Origin of the sequence: Collimonas sp. (genome assembly GCF_035566555.1) — a bacterium.
Lineage (GTDB): Bacteria > Pseudomonadota > Gammaproteobacteria > Burkholderiales > Burkholderiaceae_D > Collimonas.
In genome coordinates this window covers 40,509-61,625 of sequence record NZ_DATMRB010000032.1, presented here as the reverse complement: position 1 = coordinate 61,625, position 21,117 = coordinate 40,509, and the positions used below count along the sequence as shown (strand labels likewise).

17 protein-coding genes are annotated in these 21,117 nt (G+C 53.6%); 15 read left to right on the top strand and 2 right to left on the bottom strand.

Going from position 1 to position 21,117, the window contains the following annotated elements:
• On the top strand, positions 1-403 hold a 403-nt coding region (locus VNZ65_RS04935; protein WP_325666658.1), incomplete at its 5' end, for a methyl-accepting chemotaxis protein.
• Positions 404-566: 163 nt separating this feature from the next.
• Positions 567-6,506: an Hpt domain-containing protein gene (locus VNZ65_RS04930; RefSeq protein ID WP_325666656.1), complete on the top strand. Its 5,940-nt coding sequence runs from the start codon at positions 567-569 to the stop codon at positions 6,504-6,506.
• A 52-nt stretch (positions 6,507-6,558) separates the two neighbouring features.
• On the opposite strand, the gene VNZ65_RS04925 is transcribed toward VNZ65_RS04930, so the two are convergent.
• The gene (locus VNZ65_RS04925; RefSeq protein WP_325666654.1) at positions 6,559-8,046 is read right to left on the bottom strand and encodes a deoxyribodipyrimidine photo-lyase; all 1,488 of its coding nucleotides are present in this window, start codon (positions 8,044-8,046) and stop codon (positions 6,559-6,561) included.
• Between the two features lie 113 nt (positions 8,047-8,159).
• On the opposite strand from VNZ65_RS04925, the gene VNZ65_RS04920 reads away from it, so the two are divergent.
• From VNZ65_RS04920 to VNZ65_RS04895, 6 genes are all read left to right on the top strand, one after another.
• The gene (locus VNZ65_RS04920) at positions 8,160-8,825 is read left to right on the top strand and encodes a YqgE/AlgH family protein (protein WP_062112126.1); all 666 of its coding nucleotides are present in this window, start codon (positions 8,160-8,162) and stop codon (positions 8,823-8,825) included.
• Positions 8,826-8,855: 30 nt separating this feature from the next.
• Complete coding sequence (gene ruvX, locus VNZ65_RS04915) at positions 8,856-9,263, top strand: Holliday junction resolvase RuvX (RefSeq protein WP_325666651.1); 408 nt, start codon at positions 8,856-8,858, stop codon at positions 9,261-9,263.
• Between the two features lie 28 nt (positions 9,264-9,291).
• A complete protein-coding gene (gene pyrR / locus VNZ65_RS04910; protein WP_325666649.1) occupies positions 9,292-9,813 on the top strand; it encodes a bifunctional pyr operon transcriptional regulator/uracil phosphoribosyltransferase PyrR in 522 nt (173 codons plus the stop codon).
• Positions 9,806-10,765 carry an aspartate carbamoyltransferase catalytic subunit gene (locus tag VNZ65_RS04905; protein WP_014004791.1) on the top strand — a complete coding sequence of 320 codons (960 nt, stop codon included), beginning with the start codon at positions 9,806-9,808 and terminating at the stop codon, positions 10,763-10,765. Before pyrR ends, VNZ65_RS04905 begins: the two co-directional genes overlap by 8 nt.
• 61 nt (positions 10,766-10,826) lie before the next feature.
• Positions 10,827-12,116: a dihydroorotase gene (locus tag VNZ65_RS04900; RefSeq protein ID WP_325666647.1), complete on the top strand. Its 1,290-nt coding sequence runs from the start codon at positions 10,827-10,829 to the stop codon at positions 12,114-12,116.
• On the top strand, positions 12,113-12,895 hold the full coding sequence (locus tag VNZ65_RS04895) for a lysophospholipid acyltransferase family protein (RefSeq protein ID WP_325666645.1): 783 nt from the start codon (positions 12,113-12,115) through the stop codon (positions 12,893-12,895). Before VNZ65_RS04900 ends, VNZ65_RS04895 begins: the two co-directional genes overlap by 4 nt.
• A 30-nt stretch (positions 12,896-12,925) precedes the next feature.
• Here the strand turns inward: VNZ65_RS04895 and VNZ65_RS04890 are convergent, their stop codons facing one another.
• Positions 12,926-13,759, bottom strand: coding sequence for a symmetrical bis(5'-nucleosyl)-tetraphosphatase (locus VNZ65_RS04890; protein ID WP_325666643.1), 834 nt, complete (start codon positions 13,757-13,759; stop codon positions 12,926-12,928).
• A 384-nt stretch (positions 13,760-14,143) separates the two neighbouring features.
• Here VNZ65_RS04890 and rfbB point away from each other — a divergent pair, with 384 nt between their 5' ends.
• From rfbB to VNZ65_RS04855, 7 genes are all read left to right on the top strand, one after another.
• Entirely contained in the window at positions 14,144-15,223 is a 1,080-nt protein-coding gene (gene rfbB, locus VNZ65_RS04885) for a dTDP-glucose 4,6-dehydratase (protein WP_325666641.1), read from the top strand.
• Entirely contained in the window at positions 15,223-16,128 is a 906-nt protein-coding gene (gene rfbA, locus VNZ65_RS04880; protein WP_325666639.1) for a glucose-1-phosphate thymidylyltransferase RfbA, read from the top strand. The genes rfbB and rfbA overlap by 1 nt, the downstream gene beginning before the upstream one ends.
• Positions 16,125-16,670, top strand: a complete 546-nt coding sequence (gene rfbC / locus VNZ65_RS04875) for a dTDP-4-dehydrorhamnose 3,5-epimerase (RefSeq protein ID WP_325666638.1) — start codon at positions 16,125-16,127, stop codon at positions 16,668-16,670. Before rfbA ends, rfbC begins: the two co-directional genes overlap by 4 nt.
• A 341-nt stretch (positions 16,671-17,011) precedes the next feature.
• The gene (locus VNZ65_RS04870; protein WP_325666637.1) at positions 17,012-17,734 is read left to right on the top strand and encodes a GNAT family N-acetyltransferase; all 723 of its coding nucleotides are present in this window, start codon (positions 17,012-17,014) and stop codon (positions 17,732-17,734) included.
• A complete protein-coding gene (gene rffA / locus VNZ65_RS04865) occupies positions 17,685-18,860 on the top strand; it encodes a dTDP-4-amino-4,6-dideoxygalactose transaminase (protein WP_325666635.1) in 1,176 nt (391 codons plus the stop codon). The genes VNZ65_RS04870 and rffA overlap by 50 nt, the downstream gene beginning before the upstream one ends.
• 16 nt (positions 18,861-18,876) lie before the next feature.
• Entirely contained in the window at positions 18,877-20,151 is a 1,275-nt protein-coding gene (locus tag VNZ65_RS04860; protein WP_325666634.1) for an O-antigen translocase, read from the top strand.
• A gap of 45 nt (positions 20,152-20,196) precedes the next feature.
• A complete protein-coding gene (locus tag VNZ65_RS04855; protein ID WP_325666632.1) occupies positions 20,197-21,114 on the top strand; it encodes a glycosyltransferase family 2 protein in 918 nt (305 codons plus the stop codon).
• Positions 21,115-21,117: the final 3 nt, after the last annotated feature.

Sequence of the window (21,117 nt, the reverse complement as noted above, 5' to 3'; positions counted from 1 at the left end):
GGAAGAAGTTCAGCGCCTGGCGGAACGTTCTGGTGCAGCGACCAAGCAGATTGGTGCGCTGGTGCGTACCATTCAGACCGACACCCACGATGCGGTGGTGGCGATGGAGCGCTCGACGCAAGGGGTGGTCGAGGGTGCCAAGCTGTCAGATGCGGCCGGTGCGGCGCTGTCAGACATCCGGCGCGTTTCGAACCGCCTGGCGGAACTGATTCAAAGCATTTCCTCGACGACCGAGCAGCAGGCGAATTCTGCCAACGGCGTGGCTACCAACATTCAGAATATTCTTTCAGTGACGGAAAAGACGCGGGAAGGTACACGCCAGACGGCGCTGTCGATTCGCGAACTGTCGAAGCTGGCGGAAGATCTGAAGAGTTCGGTATCGCGTTTCCGCGTGACCAATTAATGTGTAGTCCCGCGCTAGCCGGCCTGACGACAGGCCGGCTAGCGCGGTATCGGCCAAGGCTTGCCCGGGTTTGCGCTGCTACTGCCGCAATCGCGGGTGACGTTTTGGCCGATATGCATCATGGTCAACCCGTTTGACCACCCCCTGAACCCATGAGGCAGTCATGACCACCGATTTTTCCAGTACCGCTGACTCTACGCGGACTCATCTTGATACCGGACCATTGTCATGGGTGATGAGCGAAATTCGCGAGGCGCTGAACCAGTCCGGCAACGCCTTGTCGCAAATTCACGACAAGCAACAGGCCGGCGACGATCATTCGACCGCCATCCGTCATGCCAAGACTTATCTGCACCAGGCGCACGGCGCTTTGCAGATGGTCGACATCGACGGCGTCATCATCATCACGGAAACCGTTGAAGAGCTGCTTGAGCGCGCCGAATCCGGCCAGGCCGAACTGACCGCGCAACATGTGCAGATCATAGGCAATGCCTACCAGGCGTTGATCGAGTACCTGGACGAAGTACTGGCCGGCGGCAGCCATCAGCCGGTGCGCCTGTTTCCTTATTACCAGGCGCTGCTGGAAATCCGCGGCGCTGAAAGAATCCATCCGGCCGACCTGTTTTTCCCCGACCTGACCATCCGCCCGCATTTCCCTGCCGCCGAACATGCGGTAGCGATTGAAGCCGAAGCTTACCTGCCGCTGCGCAAGCGTTTTGAGCGCGCGCTGCTGCCATTCCTGAAAAGCGCCGACAAGGCCATCGAACTGGAAAACGCCGGTGTCATGCAGGTAGTGGTCGGCGAAGTCGAGCAGACCCAGCGCAACCAGCAGGCGCGCGCATTCTGGTGGGTCATGCACGGCTTTTCGGAGGCAGTGGCGACCGCGCAGATCTCCAATGAACTGTATGTCAAGCAGCTGTTCGCCCGCATCAACTTGCAACTGCGCCGCTTGAGCCAGGGTTCTTCCAGTATTTCTGAAAGACTGCTGCGCGATGCCCTGTTCTTTATCGCCGGCATCGAAAACGCGTCCAAGCTGACCACCCAGATCCGCGCCGCCTATCGTCTCAACGGCCTGGTGCCGACTGACTACAGCACTCGCCACTACGGCCAGATCAGCCTGGATGCACTGGGCGCTGCCAAGGAACGCCTGGGACAAGCCAAAAACATGTGGGACCGGCTGGCCAGCGGCGACGCCGGTCCTGCCGCCGCATTTGAAAAAGAAATGCATGGCCTCAGCGAAGCCGGCAGCCAGCTCAATGCGCCGTCCTTGTCCAAGCTGCTGCGCGAACTGAATGGCATCGCCCGTCACGCTGCGCATTCGCGGCCTGGCGATGCGATCTGTATGGAAATTGCTACCAGCCTGTTGTTTATCGAAAATACGCTGAATCACATCAGCCGCCTGCCGCAGAACTTCTCCGAGCGTGCCGATGCCATGACCGCGCGCCTGCTGGCCGTGGTCTCCGGCGAGACCCTGGGCAAGCCGGCGCAATGGATCGACGACATCTATCGCGAAGCGCAACAGCGCCAGACCGTCAAGATGCTGGCTTCGGAAATGCTGTCGAGCTTGCGCCAGGTCGAGAAAATGCTGGACGAGTTCTTCAAGGAGCCGGAGCGGCGCGAAGTGCTGGCCCAGATCGAACAAGTGCTGTACCAGATCCAAGGTGCGCTGGCGATCCAGGACCAGAGCGACGCCATTCGCGTGGTTGAGCATACGCGCAACACCTTGAAACGCTTCGCCGCCGAAGGTGGCGAACTGTTGCCGGAAGCGCCGGAACAGAAAGAATTCGAGCAGATCGCGCAAAACATCGGCGCCCTGAGCTTTTTCATTGAAACGCTGCAGCATCAGTCGGATACGCAAAACAACCACTTCACTTTCGACGAAGAGGCCGGCGTGTTCCGCATCAATCTGCTGGAGCGGCGCACGCTGGTTGCTGCGCCGCAGCCTGATCCGGTGGTGGCGCCGACAGGCGGCGATAGCCTGCCGACATTGCCTGAACTGGCCACCGTGGAAGACGAGCTGTTGCAGCATCAGCAGCAGTCGGCCGAACTGGCTTTGTCGCTGACGGCGCAGCCGCACGATCCGGAACTGCAGGAAAGGCTGAAAGAGTCGCTGGTGCAGATGCGGGTTGACGCCGCCTTGAGTGACAACCCCGAGGCGACCGACCGCGCCCAGGCTGCCATCGACATTCTCGATCATCCGGATTTTTCGGCATCACAGCAATCCCTACAGCAGTCGCTGGCGGAAATCGTGACCGCCATCGTGCCGCTGCATGCGGCGGAAGCGGCGCCGCACACAGCCCCGGCAGCGGTGACCGACGAGGAGGCTGACGCCGAACTGCGTGAGATTTTTTTGTCCGAAGCAGAAGAGGTCCTGACTAACGCCAGGCAAGCTCTTCTGCAATTGCACGGCGCACCGCATAAGCAGGAACCGCTGACGGTATTGCGTCGCGCCTTTCATACGCTCAAAGGCAGCGGCCGCATGATCGGCCTGAATGCTTTCGGCGAAGCTGCCTGGAGCATCGAGCAGGTATTGAATCTGTGGTTGTCGGAATCGCGTACGGTGAGCACGGACCTGAGTGCTTTGCTCGATCACGCCGTGACGGAACTGGACGGCTGGGTCAAGGAAATCCAGCTGTACGGAAACTCGGAACGGACGCCGCATGCCTTGGCTGAAATTGCCGAGACGGTACGTGAAGGCGGCATCTTCACCGTTCCCGCCACGTTGCAGGCAGATGCCGCAAGCGACACACTGGAACTCAGCGATCTGCCGGAATTGCCGGCGCAAGCCGAAGAAATCCAGCTGAGCGACGACGACCTGGCCTTGTTCGGCGTCACTCACGCCGAACATACGGACGCCGTCGTCTCCGCTGACAGCACAAAGCATGAAGCCAGCCTTGAAGAAGAGCTGGCGCCGGTAATCGAAACGCCGGCGCACGCACCGGCGGCGGTGCCGGTCAGCGCCGAAGTCATCGCCTTCCCCGGCATGCAGGAAATCCGCCACGACGACAGCACCAAGCAGATCGGCGACCTGACCATCAGCCTGCCGCTGTACAACATCTATCTGGCCGAGACCGACCAGCTGGTGCGTCACCTGGCGCACGATTTTGCCGAATGGCGCCACGAACCTGAACGGCCAGTGATGACGCAGTCGGTACATGCTGCCCATTCGCTGGCGGGCAGTTCCGCCACGGTAGGTTTCAAGCCCTTGCAGGAAGTCGCGCACGCGCTGGAAATGGCCTTGCAACGCATGGCGCTGCAGCCGGGCAGCCTGCATGGCGCCGACTACGATACCTTGCAGCTGAGCGTTGAACGCGCCAAGTGGATGCTGCAGCAGTTCACCCAAGGCGACATGCCGTATTACGAGCCGGCGCTGGTAAGCAGCCTGGACAGCCTGTGGCAACGGCAAGAGTCGCGCGCGCATGAAGTGGACGAATTGCCGCAACTGGAAAGCAGCGAGGAAGTCGCGACGCCAGAAGCCGTTGCGCCTGCCGTCGAGCTGGAATCGATCGCCGCAGAAATCGCGCCGCAGCTGGCTGATGTACCTGTCGCCCCGATCGCCGCCGTGGCCGAATCTGCTGACAGCTGGAACGAAGCGCTGCACGTGCAGCCGCTCACGCTTGCCGCCGTAGCACCGCATCAGCCCGCCGTCGTGGCGGAAGCGCCGCATCTGTTCGAGGCACCCAAGGACGAGGATATCGATCCTGCACTGGTGGTGCGCGATGAGCTGGATCCAGATTTGTTGCCGGTGTTCCTGGAAGAGGGTAGCGACATGCTGCCGCAGATCGGCAGCGCCTTGCGCAGCTGGCAGGAAAACCCGGTCGGAACCACCAGCGCCCATCCGGTGCCGCAGGCGATCCTGCGCCATCTGCACACCATCAAGGGCAGCGCCCGCATGGCCGGTGCGATGGTGCTGGGCCAGCACATGCACGAGATGGAAAGCCACATCGAGGTGATTCTGCAAGCGGGCAGCTCGTCGCGCCACACGGTCGACGAATTGCTGGCGCACTATGACTGCGGCGTGCAGATGTTTGACAATCTGCGCAATCCGCAGGCCGCCAAGCCGGTGGCACCAGCTGCGCCGGTTGCTGCCGAGGCCGCAACTGACGCGCATGCGCCGGTCAACCTGCCGACCGTGATGCCTTCGCTGGCGGCTGGCGCGGTGGTTCGTACCGCGGCGCCGGTGCTTGCCAGCCACACAGGGCTGGTGTCGCAAGTGCGTGTCAATGCGGATATCCTTGACCGCCTGGTGAACCAGGCCGGTGAAGTATCGATCACCCGTTCGCGGCTTGAATCCGGTATCGGCACCTTGCAATTGTCTTTGTCGGAACTGACCGAAAACGTGGATCGCTTGCGCGGCCAGCTGCGTGAAATCGAGATCCAGGCCGAGGCGCAAATCAGTTCGCGCATGACGCTGGCCGGCGAACGCGAATTCGACCCGCTCGAGTTCGACCGTTTTACCCGGCTGCAGGAACTGACGCGGATGATGGCGGAGAGCGTCAACGACGTCGCCTCGCTGCAAAAGAACCTGACCAGCACGGTCGAAGGCGCCAATGTCGACTTGCTGACGCAACGCCGGCTGACGCGCGATCTGCAGCAGGACCTGATGCATGTGCGAATGGTGCAGTTTGCCAGTATCGGCGAACGTCTGTACCGGCTGACGCGCCAGGTCGCCAAGGAACTGGACAAGCGCGTCAACCTCGACATCCGCGGTAGTCACGTGGAAATCGACCGTAGCGTGCTGGAAAAGATGATCGCTCCGTTCGAGCATTTGCTGCGTAACGCTATCGTGCACGGGATTGAGTCACGGGAAGAGCGGCGCGCCGCGGGCAAGAGTGAAACCGGCGAACTGAAGATTGAAATCCGCCAGGACGGCAATGAAATCCTGATTCAGCTGTCGGACGACGGCCAAGGCTTGAACTTGCCGCGCATCCGCGACAAGGCGCGTACGGTCGGCTTGCTGGAAAGCGATCAGCAGTTGTCCGACCTGGAAACCACCGATCTGATTTTCCGCCCGGGGTTTTCTACCGCCGCCGATGTCACCGAGCTGGCCGGACGCGGCGTCGGCATGGACGTGGTGCGCTCGGAAGCAGCGTCGCTGGGCGGCCGCGTGGCGGTCACCAGCGATCCTGGCCAAGGCACGCATTTCACGATTCACTTGCCGCTGACTCTGGCAGTGACACAGGTAGTGTTGCTGACCACAGGCGGCAATACTTATGCCGTGCCGTCGGCGCTGGTGGAACAAGTGCAGCAGTTGAAGGCGAAGGCGCTGGCCGCCGCCTACAACGATGGCATGCTGATGTGGCAAGGACACAAGGTGCCTCTGCAATATCTGTCGACCCTGCTCGGCGATGCCGAGATGGTGCCGGTGGCGCAGCAGTATTCGCCGATCATCATTTTGCGCAGCGGCAATGACCGCGTAGCCTTGCATGTCGACGAAATCGTCGGTAACCGAGAAGTCGTGGTCAAGAATATCGGTCCGCAATTGTCGCGGATGATCGGGATTGCCGGCGCCACGGTGCTGGGTTCCGGCGATATCGTGCTGATCTTGAATCCGGTGCCTTTGATGCAGCTGCAACTGCAGCGTTCCGCACACGAACATCGGGCGCCGCGCCAGTCGCATCTGGCGACCCACGATGTGATGGGCGCGGTGGCCGAAATGGCAGTCAATCCGGAAGCCGTCTTGCCGCCAGCGGCACAGCCGGTGCAGGGTTTGCGCAGCCAGAGCGTGGTGATGGTGGTCGATGATTCCCTGACCGTGCGCCGGGTTACCCAGCGCCTGCTGTCGCGCGAAGGCTACCAGGTTGTGCTGGCGAAAGACGGCGTCGACGCGCTGGAGCAGCTGCAAGCGATTACCCCCGACGTCATGCTGGTGGATATCGAAATGCCGCGCATGGACGGTTTCGACTTGAGCCGCAATATCCGCAACGACGAACGCACGCGCCATATCCCGATCATCATGATCACCTCGCGTACCGCCTCCAAGCATCGTAGCTATGCGATGGAACTGGGCGTCAACGAGTATCTGGGCAAGCCGTATCAGGAAGATGAACTGATCCGCAGCATCAAGTCGTTCATCAACAAAGAAGCAAATACGCTGCAATAAAATTGAACGAGCGGGCGGCAGAGGTATTGCCGCCCGCTCGTTCAACTCCTTCTTACTCCCCAATCGCTTTCTTCACCACCGCATAACGCTGCAAGGTCAGTTTGCGCGCTTCATCGTGCTGCACCAAGGGCAGCGGATAATTTTCTCCCAGGCGGATACCCGCATCCTGCAAAACTTTTGCCGGCGCTAGCCATGGCGCATGGATATGCTTGTTGTCGAGACCGGCAAGCTGGGGCAGGTAGCGGCGAATGAATTTGCCCTCCGCATCGAATTTCTCGGATTGCGTAAGCGGATTGAAGATGCGGAAATAAGGCTGTGCATCGCAGCCGGACGAGGCCGCCCACTGCCAGCCGCCGTTGTTGGCGGCGAGATCGAAGTCGTTCAGCTGTTCGGCAAAATAGCGTTCGCCCCAGCGCCAGTCGACACCCAGGTCCTTGATCAAAAAAGAGGCAGCCACCATGCGCAGACGGTTATGCATATAGCCGCTTTGATTAAGCTGCAGCATCGCCGCATCTACCAGCGGATAGCCGGTGTGGCCGGCGCACCAGGCCTGGAACAGTGACTCTGCATGCGGGCCGCTTTCCCAATGGATCGCGTCATAATCCGGCTTGAAAGCGCGTTGTGCGACATGCGGGTGGTGATACAGGATCATGAAATAGAAATCGCGCCAGACCAGCTCCGACAGCCATACCGCAGCGCCGCTGGCGTCGGCGCCCTGGTGCAGGGCTTGATAGGCGGCGCGGGCCAGGGTACGGATCGATATGGTGCCGAAACGCAGGTGGACGGACAGATAGGAAGGACCCTTGATCGCGGGGAAGTTGCGGCTGTCTTCGTATTGACCGATGCGTGGCAGGAAATCCTCCAGCAGACTGGCGGCGCCTGACATGCCCGGCGTAATCTTCAAGGCGCCCAGATTGGTTTCTCGAAAACCGAGTTCTGCCAGGCTGGGAGTTTGTCCCGTTCCAGGCAAAGATGAGGCTAGCCGCGTTGCGTACCGTTCGATCGGGTACGGCTTCAAGAAGAACGGCCCGTCGGCCGCCGCCAGTCTTTTCATCCAGGCGTTCTTGTAAGGCGTGAATACGGAAAACGGCTGGCCTGCCAGGGTAAGTATTTCATCTTGCTCAAAAATCACCTGATCTTTGAAACTTTGCCAGCTGCAGCCGGCAGCGGCCAGGGTGCCGGCGACTGCGGCGTCGCGTTGCCTCGCCTGCGGTTCGTAATCGCGATTGCTGAACACGGCGTTAATGCTCAACTCGCTGGCCAAGGCCGGGATCACATCGGCGGCGCGGCCGTGACGGACGATCAGGCCGCCGCCCAGCTTGCGCAGTTCCAGGTCGAGTTCGACAATGCTGCCGCGAATGAATTCAAGGCGGCGATCAGCCGTCAGGCCGGCATCCAGCAAAGGCCGCAGGATGTCGGTATCAAAGACGAACGCGCAAAACACAGTCTTGCTGATTTTTAAGGCGTGATGCAGGGCGGCGTGGTCGAACACGCGCAAGTCGCGGCGAAACCAGACCAGGGATTTTTCAAGCTGGGGCATAGGGACAGTCCATTTAAAAATTCTTGCGAGGTAATGCCGAGGCCGTCTGCGAGCGACTTTACCCGAGAAGCCACACTATTCAAAGCGGCTTGCGCTGGTTTAAAACTGCTAAAATGCCGCCCATGGCCAAGCTAGATACAACCCCGGACGATTCGCCCGCGCGCAAGAGCGCGGCGAAGGCGTCGGGCGACCCGGATTCTCCCTCCCTGAATCTGACAAATCATTTCCTTATTGCAATGCCCTCCATGCTGGACCCGGTTTTTGGCGGCACCGTGGTGTATTTGTGTGAACATAATGCCAACGGCGCGCTCGGCGTGGTGATCAATAAACCTACCGACATGACCATGCAGCTGCTTTTCGAGCGTATCGACCTGAAGCTGGAAATCAGCCCGGAACTGGGTTTCGACGATCCGATCGGCGAGCGGCCGGTGATGTTCGGCGGCCCGGTCCAGGTTGAGCGCGGCTTTGTACTGCACACGCCGGGCAAGAGCTATTCGTCGACGCTGAATGTGACGGAACAGGTCGCCATGACTACCTCCAAGGATGTGCTGGAAGAAGTCGCTCAAGGCAGCGGACCGCAGCGCCTGCTGGTCAGCCTCGGTTGTTCCGGCTGGAGCGCGGGCCAGCTGGAAAGCGAAATCGTGCATAACGGCTGGCTGACGGTGGCTGCCGACCCGGCGATCATTTTCGACTTGCCGATTGCCGAGCGGTTTGCCGCTGCCGTCAATCTGCTTGGCATTTCGCCCTATATGCTGACCGCGGAATCCGGCCGTGCATGACTTGAACGGCGCTGTGCGCAGGAGCCTGGCATGAGCGGTTTGAGCGGTTTGAGCGGAACCGTGCTGGCTTTCGATTTTGGCCTGAAGCGTATCGGCGTGGCGGTCGGCAATACCTTGCTGAAGCAGGCGCAACCTTTGCAGGTTATCAGCGCCGCCACCAATGACGGCAAGTTTGCCGAAATTGCGCTGCTGATCAAGGAATGGCAGCCGGTGCTGTGCGTGGTCGGCTTGCCGCTGCATCCGGATGGCGCCGAGCATGAAATGAGCGTGCGCTGCCAGCGCTTCGCCAATCAGCTGCACGGCCGCTATGCGGTCGCCACGGTGCTGGTGGACGAGCGTTACTCGTCGGCGGTGATCAAGCAGCAGCGCGGCGAGGTGGTCGACGACCGCGCAGCGGCGATTATCTTGCAGCAGTATTTTGATGATTTATCCGAATGATACTGTTCGGTTTTGCGATGAAGATGCAATGACTACTATCACCCCCCAATTCGATGCCGAAGCGCTGTACCAGGCGCTTGAGGCAAAAGTAAAAAGCGCGCTGGCGCAGACAGACAATGTCGCCGTCATCGGCATCTACTCAGGCGGCGCCTGGATCGCCGAACGCCTGGTGGCAGCCCTGCAGCTGGATCCTGCGCAGCGGCTCGGCTTCATTGACGTTTCTTTCTACCGCGACGATTTTTCCGAAAAAGGCTTGCGCACCGATATCAAGCCGACCCAGATTCCCTTCGACGTCAACGGCGCCACCATCCTGCTGGTGGACGATGTGCTGTACACCGGCCGCACCACCCGCGCCGCCATCAATGAACTGTTCGATTACGGCCGCCCGGCAAAGATCATGCTGGCGGCGCTGGTCGACCGCGGCGAACGCGACTTGCCGGTGGCGGCCGATTTTGTCGCTGCCGCGGCCACGCTTCAACCGGGCCAGTCCCTGCAACTTCAACGCGCCGACGACGGCAGTTTTACTCTAGACATTCAAACCAATGCTTAATCCCCAACTTAATAAAAACGGCGAACTGCAGCATCTGTTGACGATCGAGGGCTTGCCGACATCCGTTGTCACGCACATCCTGGATACGGCTTCTTCCTTCGTCGGCGTCAGCGACCGCGATGTCAAGAAGGTGCCGCTGATGCGCGGCAAAAGCGTGTTCAACCTGTTTTTTGAAAATTCGACCCGTACCCGCACCACCTTCGAGATTGCTTCCAAGCGCCTGTCGGCCGACGTCATCAACCTGAACATATCCGCCTCCAGCGCCAGCAAGGGCGAATCGCTGCTGGACACCATCGACAACCTGTCGGCCATGCACGCCGACATGTTCGTGGTGCGCCATGCGCAATCCGGCGCGCCCTACCTGATCGCCAAGCACCTGACCGACACCAGGCAGCATCACGTGCACGTGGTGAATGCCGGCGACGGCCGCCATGCCCACCCGACCCAGGGCTTGCTGGACATGTACACCATCCGCCACTACAAAAAGGATTTCAGCAACCTGACGGTAGCAATCGTCGGCGACATCCTGCACAGCCGGGTGGCGCGTTCCGACATCCACGGCCTGACTACGCTGGGCGTGCCGGAAGTGCGCGCCATCGGCCCGCGCACCTTGCTGCCGAGCGGCCTGGAGCAAATGGGCGTACGCGTATTCACCGACATGAACGAAGGCTTGAAAGGCGTCGACGTCATCATCATGCTGCGCTTGCAGAATGAACGGATGAGCGGCGCGCTGCTGCCATCGGCACAGGAATTCTTCAAGAGCTACGGCCTGACGCCGGAACGGCTGGCGCTGGCCAAGCCGGATGCGATCGTGATGCACCCGGGGCCGATGAACCGCGGCGTCGAGATCGACTCGGCGGTGGCGGACGGCGCGCAGGCGGTGATCCTGCCGCAGGTGACATTCGGCATCGCGGTGCGGATGGCGGTCATGAGTATCCTGGCCGGGAATTGAAGCCACGCGCCACCAGCCTGAATCCAGATAAATAATTATAGAATCGCCATAACATCTACAGATGAAACTTCACATCAAAAACGGCCGTCTGATTGACCCCGCAAATCATATCGATGCTCAGCAAGATCTGTTTATCGCCGCCGGCAAGATCGTCGGCGTCGGCAGCGCTCCCGCCGATTTCACCGCCAACAAAACCATCGACGCCAGCGGCCTGGTGGTGGCTCCGGGCCTGGTGGACCTGAGCGCGCGTCTGCGCGAGCCGGGCTACGAATACAAGGCGACGCTGGAATCGGAAATGCAGGCGGCGATGCAGGGTGGCGTGACCAGCCTGGTCTGTCCGCCCGACACCGATCCGGTGCTGGACGAACCGGGCCTGGTGGAGATGCTGAAGCATCGCGCCAAGAGCCTGAACCAGGCGCACGTCTATCCGCTTGGCGCGCTGACGGTAGGACTGAAGGGGCAGGAACTGACAGAGATGGCCGAGCTGACCGACGCCGGCTGCATCGGCTTCGCCCAGGCCGAGGAGCCGATCCTGGACACCACGGTGCTGCTGCGCGCGCTGCAGTATGCGCGCACCTTCTCCTACACTGTCTGGCTGCGCCCGCAAGATCCTTATCTGGGCAACGGCGGCATCGCTCATAGCGGCCCGATCGCTTCGCGGCTTGGCCTGTCCGGCGTGCCGACCATGGCCGAGACGATACGGCTGCTGACCATTTTCGAGCTGGTGCGCGCCACCGGTGCGCGCGTGCATCTGTGCCGGATTTCCTCGGCCGAAGGCCTGGAACTGATACGCAATGCCAAGAAGGAAGGCCTGCCGATCAGCTGCGACGTCGGCGCCCACCACATCCACATGACCGACGTCGACATCGGTTTCTTCGATTCCAATGCCCGCATGACGCCGCCGTTCCGCTCGCAGCGCGACCGCGACGCGATTCGTCAGGCGCTGCTGGATGGCACCATCGACGCCATTTGCTCCGACCACACACCGGTCGACGACGACGAAAAACTGCTGCCGTTTGGCGAAGCCACACCCGGCGCCACCGGCCTGGAACTGCTGTTGTCGCTGGTCTTGAAGTGGGCCGAGGAATGCGTCGAAGTCGCACCGCAGCGCCTGAGCCGCGCGCTGGCAAAAATCACGACAGATGCAGCGCGCGTGGCTGGCTTGCCGGCCGGCCAGCTGGCGGTCGGCAGCATCGCCGACATCTGCCTGTTCGATCCGGCGGTGCGCTGGACCGTCGCCGCCAAAGAACTGGCCAGCCAGGGCAAGCATACGCCTTTCCTCGGGTATGAACTCAGTGGGCGCGTCAAGACCACGATCGTGGCCGGGCATATTACTTTTGAACGCGCATGAGGAGCTTGCAAAAGCGGCTGCAGTTTACCTGGCGCCTGACGCGCGTGCTGCTGCACCTGGTGGTCGGCCTGTGGACTTGCGCAGTGGTGTTTCCCTTCGCCGATGACACCGGCCGCCGCTGGCGCATCCGCCAATGGTCGGTTGAACTGCTGGCGATCTGCCGGGTGCAAGTCAGCTTGCATAATCCCGCCAACAGTGTCGCAGCGGTGCGGGCGCTGATCGTCGCCAATCACATATCGTGGCTTGACATCTTCGCCATCAACTCGATCCAGACCTGCAGTTTCGTCGGCAAGTCGGACATCCGCGACTGGCCGCTGCTCGGCTGGCTGTGTGAAAAGGGCGGCACCATCTTCATCGCGCGCGGCAAGCAGCGAGACGTGCGACGCATCTTCCAGGGGCTGGTCACCAGCATTGAAGCCGGCGAGCGGGTTGCCTTCTTCCCGGAAGGAACCACCGCGGCGCAAGGCGCGCTGCTGCCGTTCCACGCCAACCTGTTTGAAGCCGCGCTCGACGCCAAGGTGCCGGTACAGCCATATGCCCTGCGCTACCTGGATGGGCAAGGTGCACTGCATCCGGCAGCCGATTTCATCGGCGACATGAGTTTTGCGCAAAGCATGATCGCGATCCTACAGGGAGAACCGATGAAAGCCGAGCTGATCCAGCTGGCGCCCATCGAGACCGCCGGCCTGCACCGGCGGCAGCTGGCTGCGGCTGCACAAGCCTCGATTGCCGAAGCGCTGGGCCAGTCTCAAGCAGAGCAGGCCAGCGCCGCGGCTTGACCGTAATGGCATCCGCGGCCGGCTGCGGAGCTAGCCGGGGCGTTGCGCCTGCGGGCAACTGACTTGCAGCAAAGCCCGGTCAGCCAGTCGTACCGCAGTCAGTTTGCCGCCCCAGACGCAGCCGGTATCCAGCCCGATCAGATTGGGTCTCTGTATCAATCCCAGTGTCGACCAGTGTCCGAACACCACGGTAACGTCCGCCGTTTGCCGCTGCGGTGCATCGAACCACGGCAGGTAGCCGGGCAGGGAAATTCCCGTGCTTTCCTTCGCTGCCAGTTCCATCGTTCCGTCCTTGTCGCAAAAGCGCAGGCGCGTCAGGGCGTTGACTATGCAGCGCAGGCGGTCGTTGCCTTGAAGGTCATCGTTCCAGTGCAAAGGCTGGTTGCCGTACATCTCGCGTAAGAAGTCTACCCAGTCCGCTCCTTGCAGCACATCGGCTACTTCTTGTGCCAATGACAGTGTTTTTGTTGCAGACCATTGCGGCAACACGCCGGCATGCACAAACAAATGGTCTTGCTGGCACAGCGCCAAGGGCCGATGCCTGAGCCAGTCCAGCAGTTCATCCCGATCCGGCGCGTTCAGGATTTCATCCAAGGTATCGCTGCGGTGCAGTTTGCGGATGCCGTGGGCGGCGGCTAGCAGATGCAGATCGTGGTTGCCAAGTACAGATTGAGCGCGTTCGCCAAGGGAGCGTATCAGGCGCAATGTCTGTAGCGATTGCGGGCCGCGGTTCACCAGGTCGCCAACAAATATGAATGTGGCGCCGGGTGTGGCAGCTTCGATCTTGTCTATCAGGGTTCGAAGGCTCTGGTAACAGCCTTGCAGGTCGCCGATGGCATAGGTCAGAGGATTGAGGGTTGTCATGAGAGAAAATATACGGTGGTAGGAGCAGTGATTGTTATTGTAATTGGGCTCCAGGTTTCAGCGTTGATATTGAAGATCTTCCTTCAACCGCATATCGAATCGGGAATTGCTGTGATCTGACCGCAGGCACTTTTTATTGCAACGGAGGTCTTATATGCGCGTTTTTCATTATTCACCAAATTTCCACATTGGAAATACATTGTAGGAATGTACATCTATTTCACCAATTTTCAGCTCGGATTAATCCGAAATGTGGTGTAAAGGCCAGATTTCGTTAAATAATGAGAGATAATCCCAGCTTGGCCGAAAATTTTTATATTGCAAAAATGCAATTAATATAGAATGTGGCTTTTGATTTTTTTGCATTGTATTTAGGATAACCTCATGATCTTTGTCACTGGCGGCGCCGGCTTTATCGGTTCCAATTTCGTACTAGACTGGCTGGCGCAGAATGACGAGCCGGTGATTAATTTCGATAAGCTGACTTATGCTGGAAATATGAATAATCTGGCGAGCTTGCGGCTGGATCCGCGTCATATTTTTGTACAAGGGGATATTGGCGACACTGCTCAGGTAGCCGATTTGCTGGCTAAGCACAAACCACGCGCAATTGTGCATTTTGCAGCGGAAAGTCATGTTGACCGCTCAATCCACGGGCCAGCCGTTTTTGTGGAAACCAACGTCAACGGGACTTTCGGCTTGCTCGAGGCAACACGCGCCTACTGGAGTGTTCTACCGGATGCCGAAAAAGCGGCATTCCGTTTTCTTCACGTATCGACTGATGAAGTATACGGCACTCTAGGGCCGAACGATGCGCCGTTTACAGAAGCGACTCAGTACGCACCTAACAGTCCTTATTCGGCATCGAAGGCTGCATCAGATCATTTGGTTCGCTCCTATCATCATACTTACGGCTTGCCGACGCTGACGACCAACTGTTCCAATAATTACGGCTCTTACCATTTCCCCGAAAAATTGATCCCTTTGATCATTACCAACGCCCGCGCCGGCAAGCCGTTGCCAATATACGGCGACGGGCAGCAAGTGCGAGACTGGCTTTATGTTAACGACCACTGCGCCGCCATTCGTCGTGTGCTAGAAGCGGGCAAGCCCGGGGAGGTTTACAACGTTGGCGGCTGGAATGAGAAAGCTAATTTGGATGTAGTCCATACACTATGTGACATTCTGGATGAGCTTGATCCGAAGGAAACGGGCAGCTATCGCGACCAGATTACCTTCGTCACCGATCGTCCTGGTCACGACCGCCGCTACGCCATTGACGCTGCCAAGATTGCGCGTGAACTGAGTTGGAAGCCAGTGGAAACTTTTGATTCGGGCATCCGCAAGACAGTGCAGTGGTATTTGGCGAACCAGGACTGGGTAAAAAATGTCCTGTCCGGCGATTATCGGAAATGGGTCGAAAAAAATTATAATCAGCGTCAAAGTCTGCAGGAGAATCTGTAATGACATTATCGACATTTCAAAATCGCAGAGGGATTATTCTCGCAGGCGGTTCAGGTACACGTCTATATCCTGTGACCATGGCGGTCTCCAAGCAATTACTGCCCGTATATGATAAACCGATGATTTATTACCCGCTGAGTACACTGATGCTTGCGGGCATTCGGGACATATTAATCATCTCGACGCCACAGGATACCCCGCGTTTCGCGGAATTGCTGGGTGACGGCAGTCAGTGGGGAATCAATTTAAGCTATGCCGTTCAGCCGACGCCGGACGGCTTGGCCCAAGCTTTTATTATCGGGCGCGATTTTATCAATGGCGGGCCTTCCGCGTTGATTTTGGGTGATAATATTTTTTATGGTAGTAATTTTGAACAGAACTTGATGAAGGCATCAGCCGGTACGACTGGCGCAACTGTATTTGCCTATCACGTAACAGACCCCGAGCGCTATGGCGTAGTTGAGTTTAACGCACAGAGGCAAGTTTTGTCGCTTGAAGAAAAGCCGAGCAAACCTAAATCTAATTATGCAGTGACTGGGCTATATTTTTACGACGCCGACGTTATTGATATCGCCGCTCAAGTCCGCCCTTCCGAACGCGGAGAACTAGAAATAACGGATGTCAATCGAGAATACCTTGCGCGCGGAAGCCTTAGAGTAGAGCTGATGGGACGCGGGATGGCATGGCTGGATACTGGAACGCACGAATCGTTACTGGACGCTGCTCAATTCATTGCCACGATCGAAAAACGGCAAGGATTGAAAATTGCTTGCCCCGAGGAGATTGCCTATCGTAAAGCCTATATTGACGATGCTCAAGTAGAAAAGCTTGCGCAGCCGCTAATAAAAAATGAATATGGACAGTACTTATTACGATTGTTGGCTGAGCAAGTTTTTAGACCATGAAAATTGTTCCAACATCTCTTCCAGATGTACTGATCATCCAACCAAAAGTACTCAGTGACTTACGGGGTACACTTTGGGAGAGTTTTAACGAGCGCCAGTTTTCTGAAATAACAGGGCTGCAACCCCGGTTTGTTCAAGATAATCACACGATATCTATTAAAGGCGTTCTTCGTGGTTTGCATTATCAGTTGTGTCAGCCTCAAGGCAAGTTAGTACGTGTAGTCGCTGGGAAGGTATTTGATGTGGCAGTCGATATACGAAAACATTCTCCTAATTTCGGGAAATGGACTGGTGCAATTTTGTCTGCAGAAAACAAATTGCAGATGTGGATTCCTGAGGGCTTTGCGCACGGTTTTTTTGTACTGAGTGAATCTGCCGAGTTTCTTTATAAAGTAACCGATTATTATGCTCCGTACTGCGAACAGGCAATTTATTGGAATGACCCTACCATTGGAATTGCGTGGCCTAACGTAGATGCTCCCTTGTTATCGGAAAAGGATAGCGCTGCCAAATTGTTGAAAGATGCCGAGGTTTTTATATGAAAATTTTTCTTATTGGAAAATAACCTGATTTGTTATGAACTAGAGCCTGCCTTTCAAGGGCTTGGCGAAATCACCGCCATTATTTTTACGTAAATCAATTTAAACGGCCTTGGCCGAGCCGAGGGTATCCATACTATGGAACTTGTCCTTATTGTTAACACTGTGTATTTTTAAAAAATGAGAGTCAATTGTGATTTGCCGAAATGATATTTCATCTCAAGCTTTTGAAAAAATTAAATAGAATAATTTGAAATGACATCGGAAATTATAAATTTTAATACCTATATTAATGTATTTTTAGCGATTTACTTTATAAATCGACTTGATTGTTAAGAGTTTATATGAAAATTGCATTATCTGAATTGGATAAAAATCGCTTCGGCGTAACTACCGCAAAAATATCAATTGATGCTCAGGATGATATTGAAGAAATTATTTGTTGGTGCGAAGAAAAAAAAGTCGAAATGCTTATCGCGCGTTGCCCAACCGATTATATTAATTCTGTTCAGAAAATGGAAAGCCTAGGATTTTATCTTACTGATACATTGGTGTATTACAAAAATAAGGAAATTGTAAATACCCATAATGTAATTCCACCTGGATATGATTGGCGGCTTGCAACAATCGAAGATGCTGACACGGTCGGACGATTAGCTGGAAGGTCATTTAGCAATTATTTTGGCCATTATCATGCCGATCCCAAACTCAATAAATCAGATGCAGATCAAGTTTATTCGTCTTGGGCTGCTAATTCATGTAGAGGAAACTTTTTTTCAGATCCTGTTTTTCTTATTTGCCAAAAAGAACAAATAGTGGCATTTTTGGCCATGAAAAAAATTGATTCAAATGGGTGCGAAATTGTTCTAAACGGTGTTGATCCGCTTTTTCAGAACTTCGGTTTATACTCAGCATTGATTTCGACGGCAAAGAATTGGTCTTGGGAAAATAAACACGAGTATTTGCTCGTTTCCACTCAGATAACCAATATCGCACCTCAAAAAGTATGGTGTCGACATGGCTTTGAACCGTCAAATAGTTTTTATACTTTTCATAAATGGTTTTAAAATGATCCCTTTTAATCGCCCGTATTTAACTGGTAATGAACAAATTAATATTGCAGAGGTAATGGCTGGTCGAAAATTGGCTGGAGATGGAATTTTTACAAAGCAATGCCACGAATGGTTTGAGCGAATATATGGTTTCAAGAAAGCATTATTGACTACGTCTTGTACGGATGCTCTGGAGATGTGTGCGCTATTGCTGGATATTAAAGTTGGAGACGAGGTAATTGTACCGTCTTACACTTTTGTTTCTACCGCTAATGCATTTGCATTGCGTGGCGCAACAATAAGATTTGCGGATAGTCAGAAGGACAATCCGAACATTGCGGCCTCTGAAGTTGAGCGCTTAATTAATTCTCGAACTAAAGCTATTGTAGTAGTTCATTATGCTGGAATATCCTGCGACATGGATAGAATTTTGGCCATTGCGGAGAAACACAATGTCGCCGTTATTGAGGATGCTGCTCAAGCGATTGACTCTTATCATAATGGGCGGCCATTGGGCTCTTTGGGAGTAATGTCGGCATTTTCCTTTCATGAAACAAAGAATATTATTTGTGGAGAAGGAGGATTGTTAGCGATCAATGATTCAAAATATATCAAGCGAGCAGAAATCATTCGGGAAAAGGGAACCAACCGATCCTCTTTTTTCCGTGGAGAGGTCGATAAATACGGCTGGGTTGATGTTGGCTCATCGTTTCTACCATCAGATATATTGGCAGCATTTTTATTTGCTCAGATTCAAGCTCTTGAATCTATCCAAAATAAACGCAAGCATATATGGCAGCGTTATTGGGATATTTTTAGTAAAGCTAATTTAAAAGCTGATATTTTGCTTCCTCAAATCCCTGAATATGCTACTAATAATGCACATATGTTTTATTTGGTTTGTTCTAGTTTAGAGCAAAGAACTACATTAATCGATGAATTAAAAGCAAATAAGATTTCTGCAGTGTTTCATTATTTGTCGTTACATAAAAGTCCTTTCTTTATTGATAAACATGATGGTAGTGAATTACCAAATAGTGATCGTTATACAGATTGTCTTGTAAGATTACCGATGTTTGTTGAGCTAACTGACGATCAGATAGATGTTATTACACGTATTACGTTGTCAGTATTACGATAATGAGCAGGAGTACGAATTGAATTGGTGGAAGGCATCCACCGCTAGCGCAATTGCTCAGGCAGTGCGAATGTTAAGTGGGTTGATAATCATTAAAATCATTGCCGTTGTTCTTGGACCTGAAGGCTTTGGTCGGCTCGGGCATTTTATGAGCATGATTACCATTTTGACTGTACTGGCGGGAGGAGGTGTTTTAAATGGGATTGTTAAATATGTGGCAGAATATAAAGACAATCCGGAAAAACTATTCCCATTTTTATCGAATGCATTGGCATATTCATTAGTATTTTCATCATTGATATTTTTTGTGTTCTTACTTTTAGCCAAAAAAATATCATTATTTTTATTTGATAACGACAATGACGCTTGGTTATTTGTATTCTTAGGTTTTATTCAATTTTCATATGCCTTGGTGACATTCTGTAATGGCACTATAAATGGCTTAAGGGAAACAGGAAAATTTGCCAAAATAATAGTTGTTGGAACATTGATTGGGCTTCCCGTGTCTTGTTACGCGGTATATCGATTCGGATTCGCGGGAGCGGTGATAGGGCTTTCATTAATGAATGCCTGTTTGTTATTTCCGGGACTATTTGGATTTTACAGACTTGGTTTTCTAAAAAAAATCAAATTCGCATTTAATTTTGGAGATTTTAGAAGTATTTCCAAATTCAGTTTGATGCAAATTATTTCATTGGCAACACTACCGCTGGCTGAAATATATATTCGGAGTTTAATCATTCATGATGCCGGCTGGGAACAAGCCGGCTTATGGCAAAGTCTCATGCGCTTGTCTTCGGTTTATATAGGCTTCTTCACTACTTTTCTTTCCGCATACTATATGCCAACTTTATCTGGAATAATTGATAAAGATGAAGTAATTAGATATGTTTCTAAGTATCTCACAATTATTGGATGTGCATTTTTTGTTATAGCATCTTCAGTTTATATCTGCAGAAGTCTTGTGTTTTCAATTGTGTTTTCAAAAGATTTTGTTATTCCATCCAATTATGTGAAGTTTCAATTGATAGGGGATTTTTTTAAAATTCTATCATATGTGATTGGATTCCTAATTGTGGCAAAGGCCAAGACAAAATTGTATATTTTAAGTGAGTTTATACAGACTTTTTTTTACTTGGGTGTGGCAACGTTATTAATGAAATTCGGTAATGTCTATCAAGTTTTCCCGGCTTACGCATTATCAAATTTCTTATATTTTTTGATTTGTTTCTCAGGTTTTTTAATTTATGGGAAAACCTGGAATAGATGGCTTGATAAATTTTTGCGTCCTTAAAACTAAAAAATATTTTATTAATTCTGGAAATGGAAGTATAAAATTTTGGAATCACCAATAAAATTATCTGTCGTTATATCTTGTTATAAGCAACAAGATTATATTGCGGAATGCCTGGAAAGTGTATTAGGGCAAAAAGTCGATTTTGAATACGAAATAATTATTGCAGATGACTGCTCCCCTGATAATACTAGGGAAGTCATTCTCCAATTTTATAAAAGGCAGCCTAAGAAAATAAAGCTGTTATTTCAGGAAAAAAATGTAGGTGCTGCGAGAAATTATATCGATCTCCACAATCAGGCTGTCGGTGAGTATGTAGTGCATTTCGATGGCGATGACATTATGTTACCGGGAAAACTCCAGGAACAGGTTAACGTCTTGGATGCGGATCCGCAATGCAATGTCGTGTTTCATCGTGCCCGCTATTTTAGTGACGATCGAAGTTACATAGCCGATACGGGAAGCTTGTTCAAAGAAGATGGGACAATTGTAATCTCAAAGGCAGAGTTGGCTAGATGGGGAACAATTGCAGTTCACAGCTCATATGCGTATCGGAGAGCAACTAGAAAAACCAGAAAATATACTCAGGATTTCATGGAGTGGTTTTTTGCCTTTGAGTCGATACAAAACGGTGGTACGGCTGCGTATATTAATAAAATTCTTGTCGAGTATAGATGTAATCCTTTGGGAAACGCATATCTCGCAAGCTCTGCCGGGCGAGAGAAAGCATACTTAATCATAATTCGACATGTGATTTATTATTTTGAAAAAGAGCGATTTTTAAGAAGCGATTTGTATGCACATCAAATGATAAATATCGCAATGTATATCAAAAATGTTAAGAAAATAAAATGGTTTATGTTAGTTTTCTTAGTTAAAAATATATTTAATTTTAATCTGAGAAAAATAATTGAGACGATTCGAGTCAGAAAAATGGTTGGTCCTTTCAAAAAAAATCGCTAAATA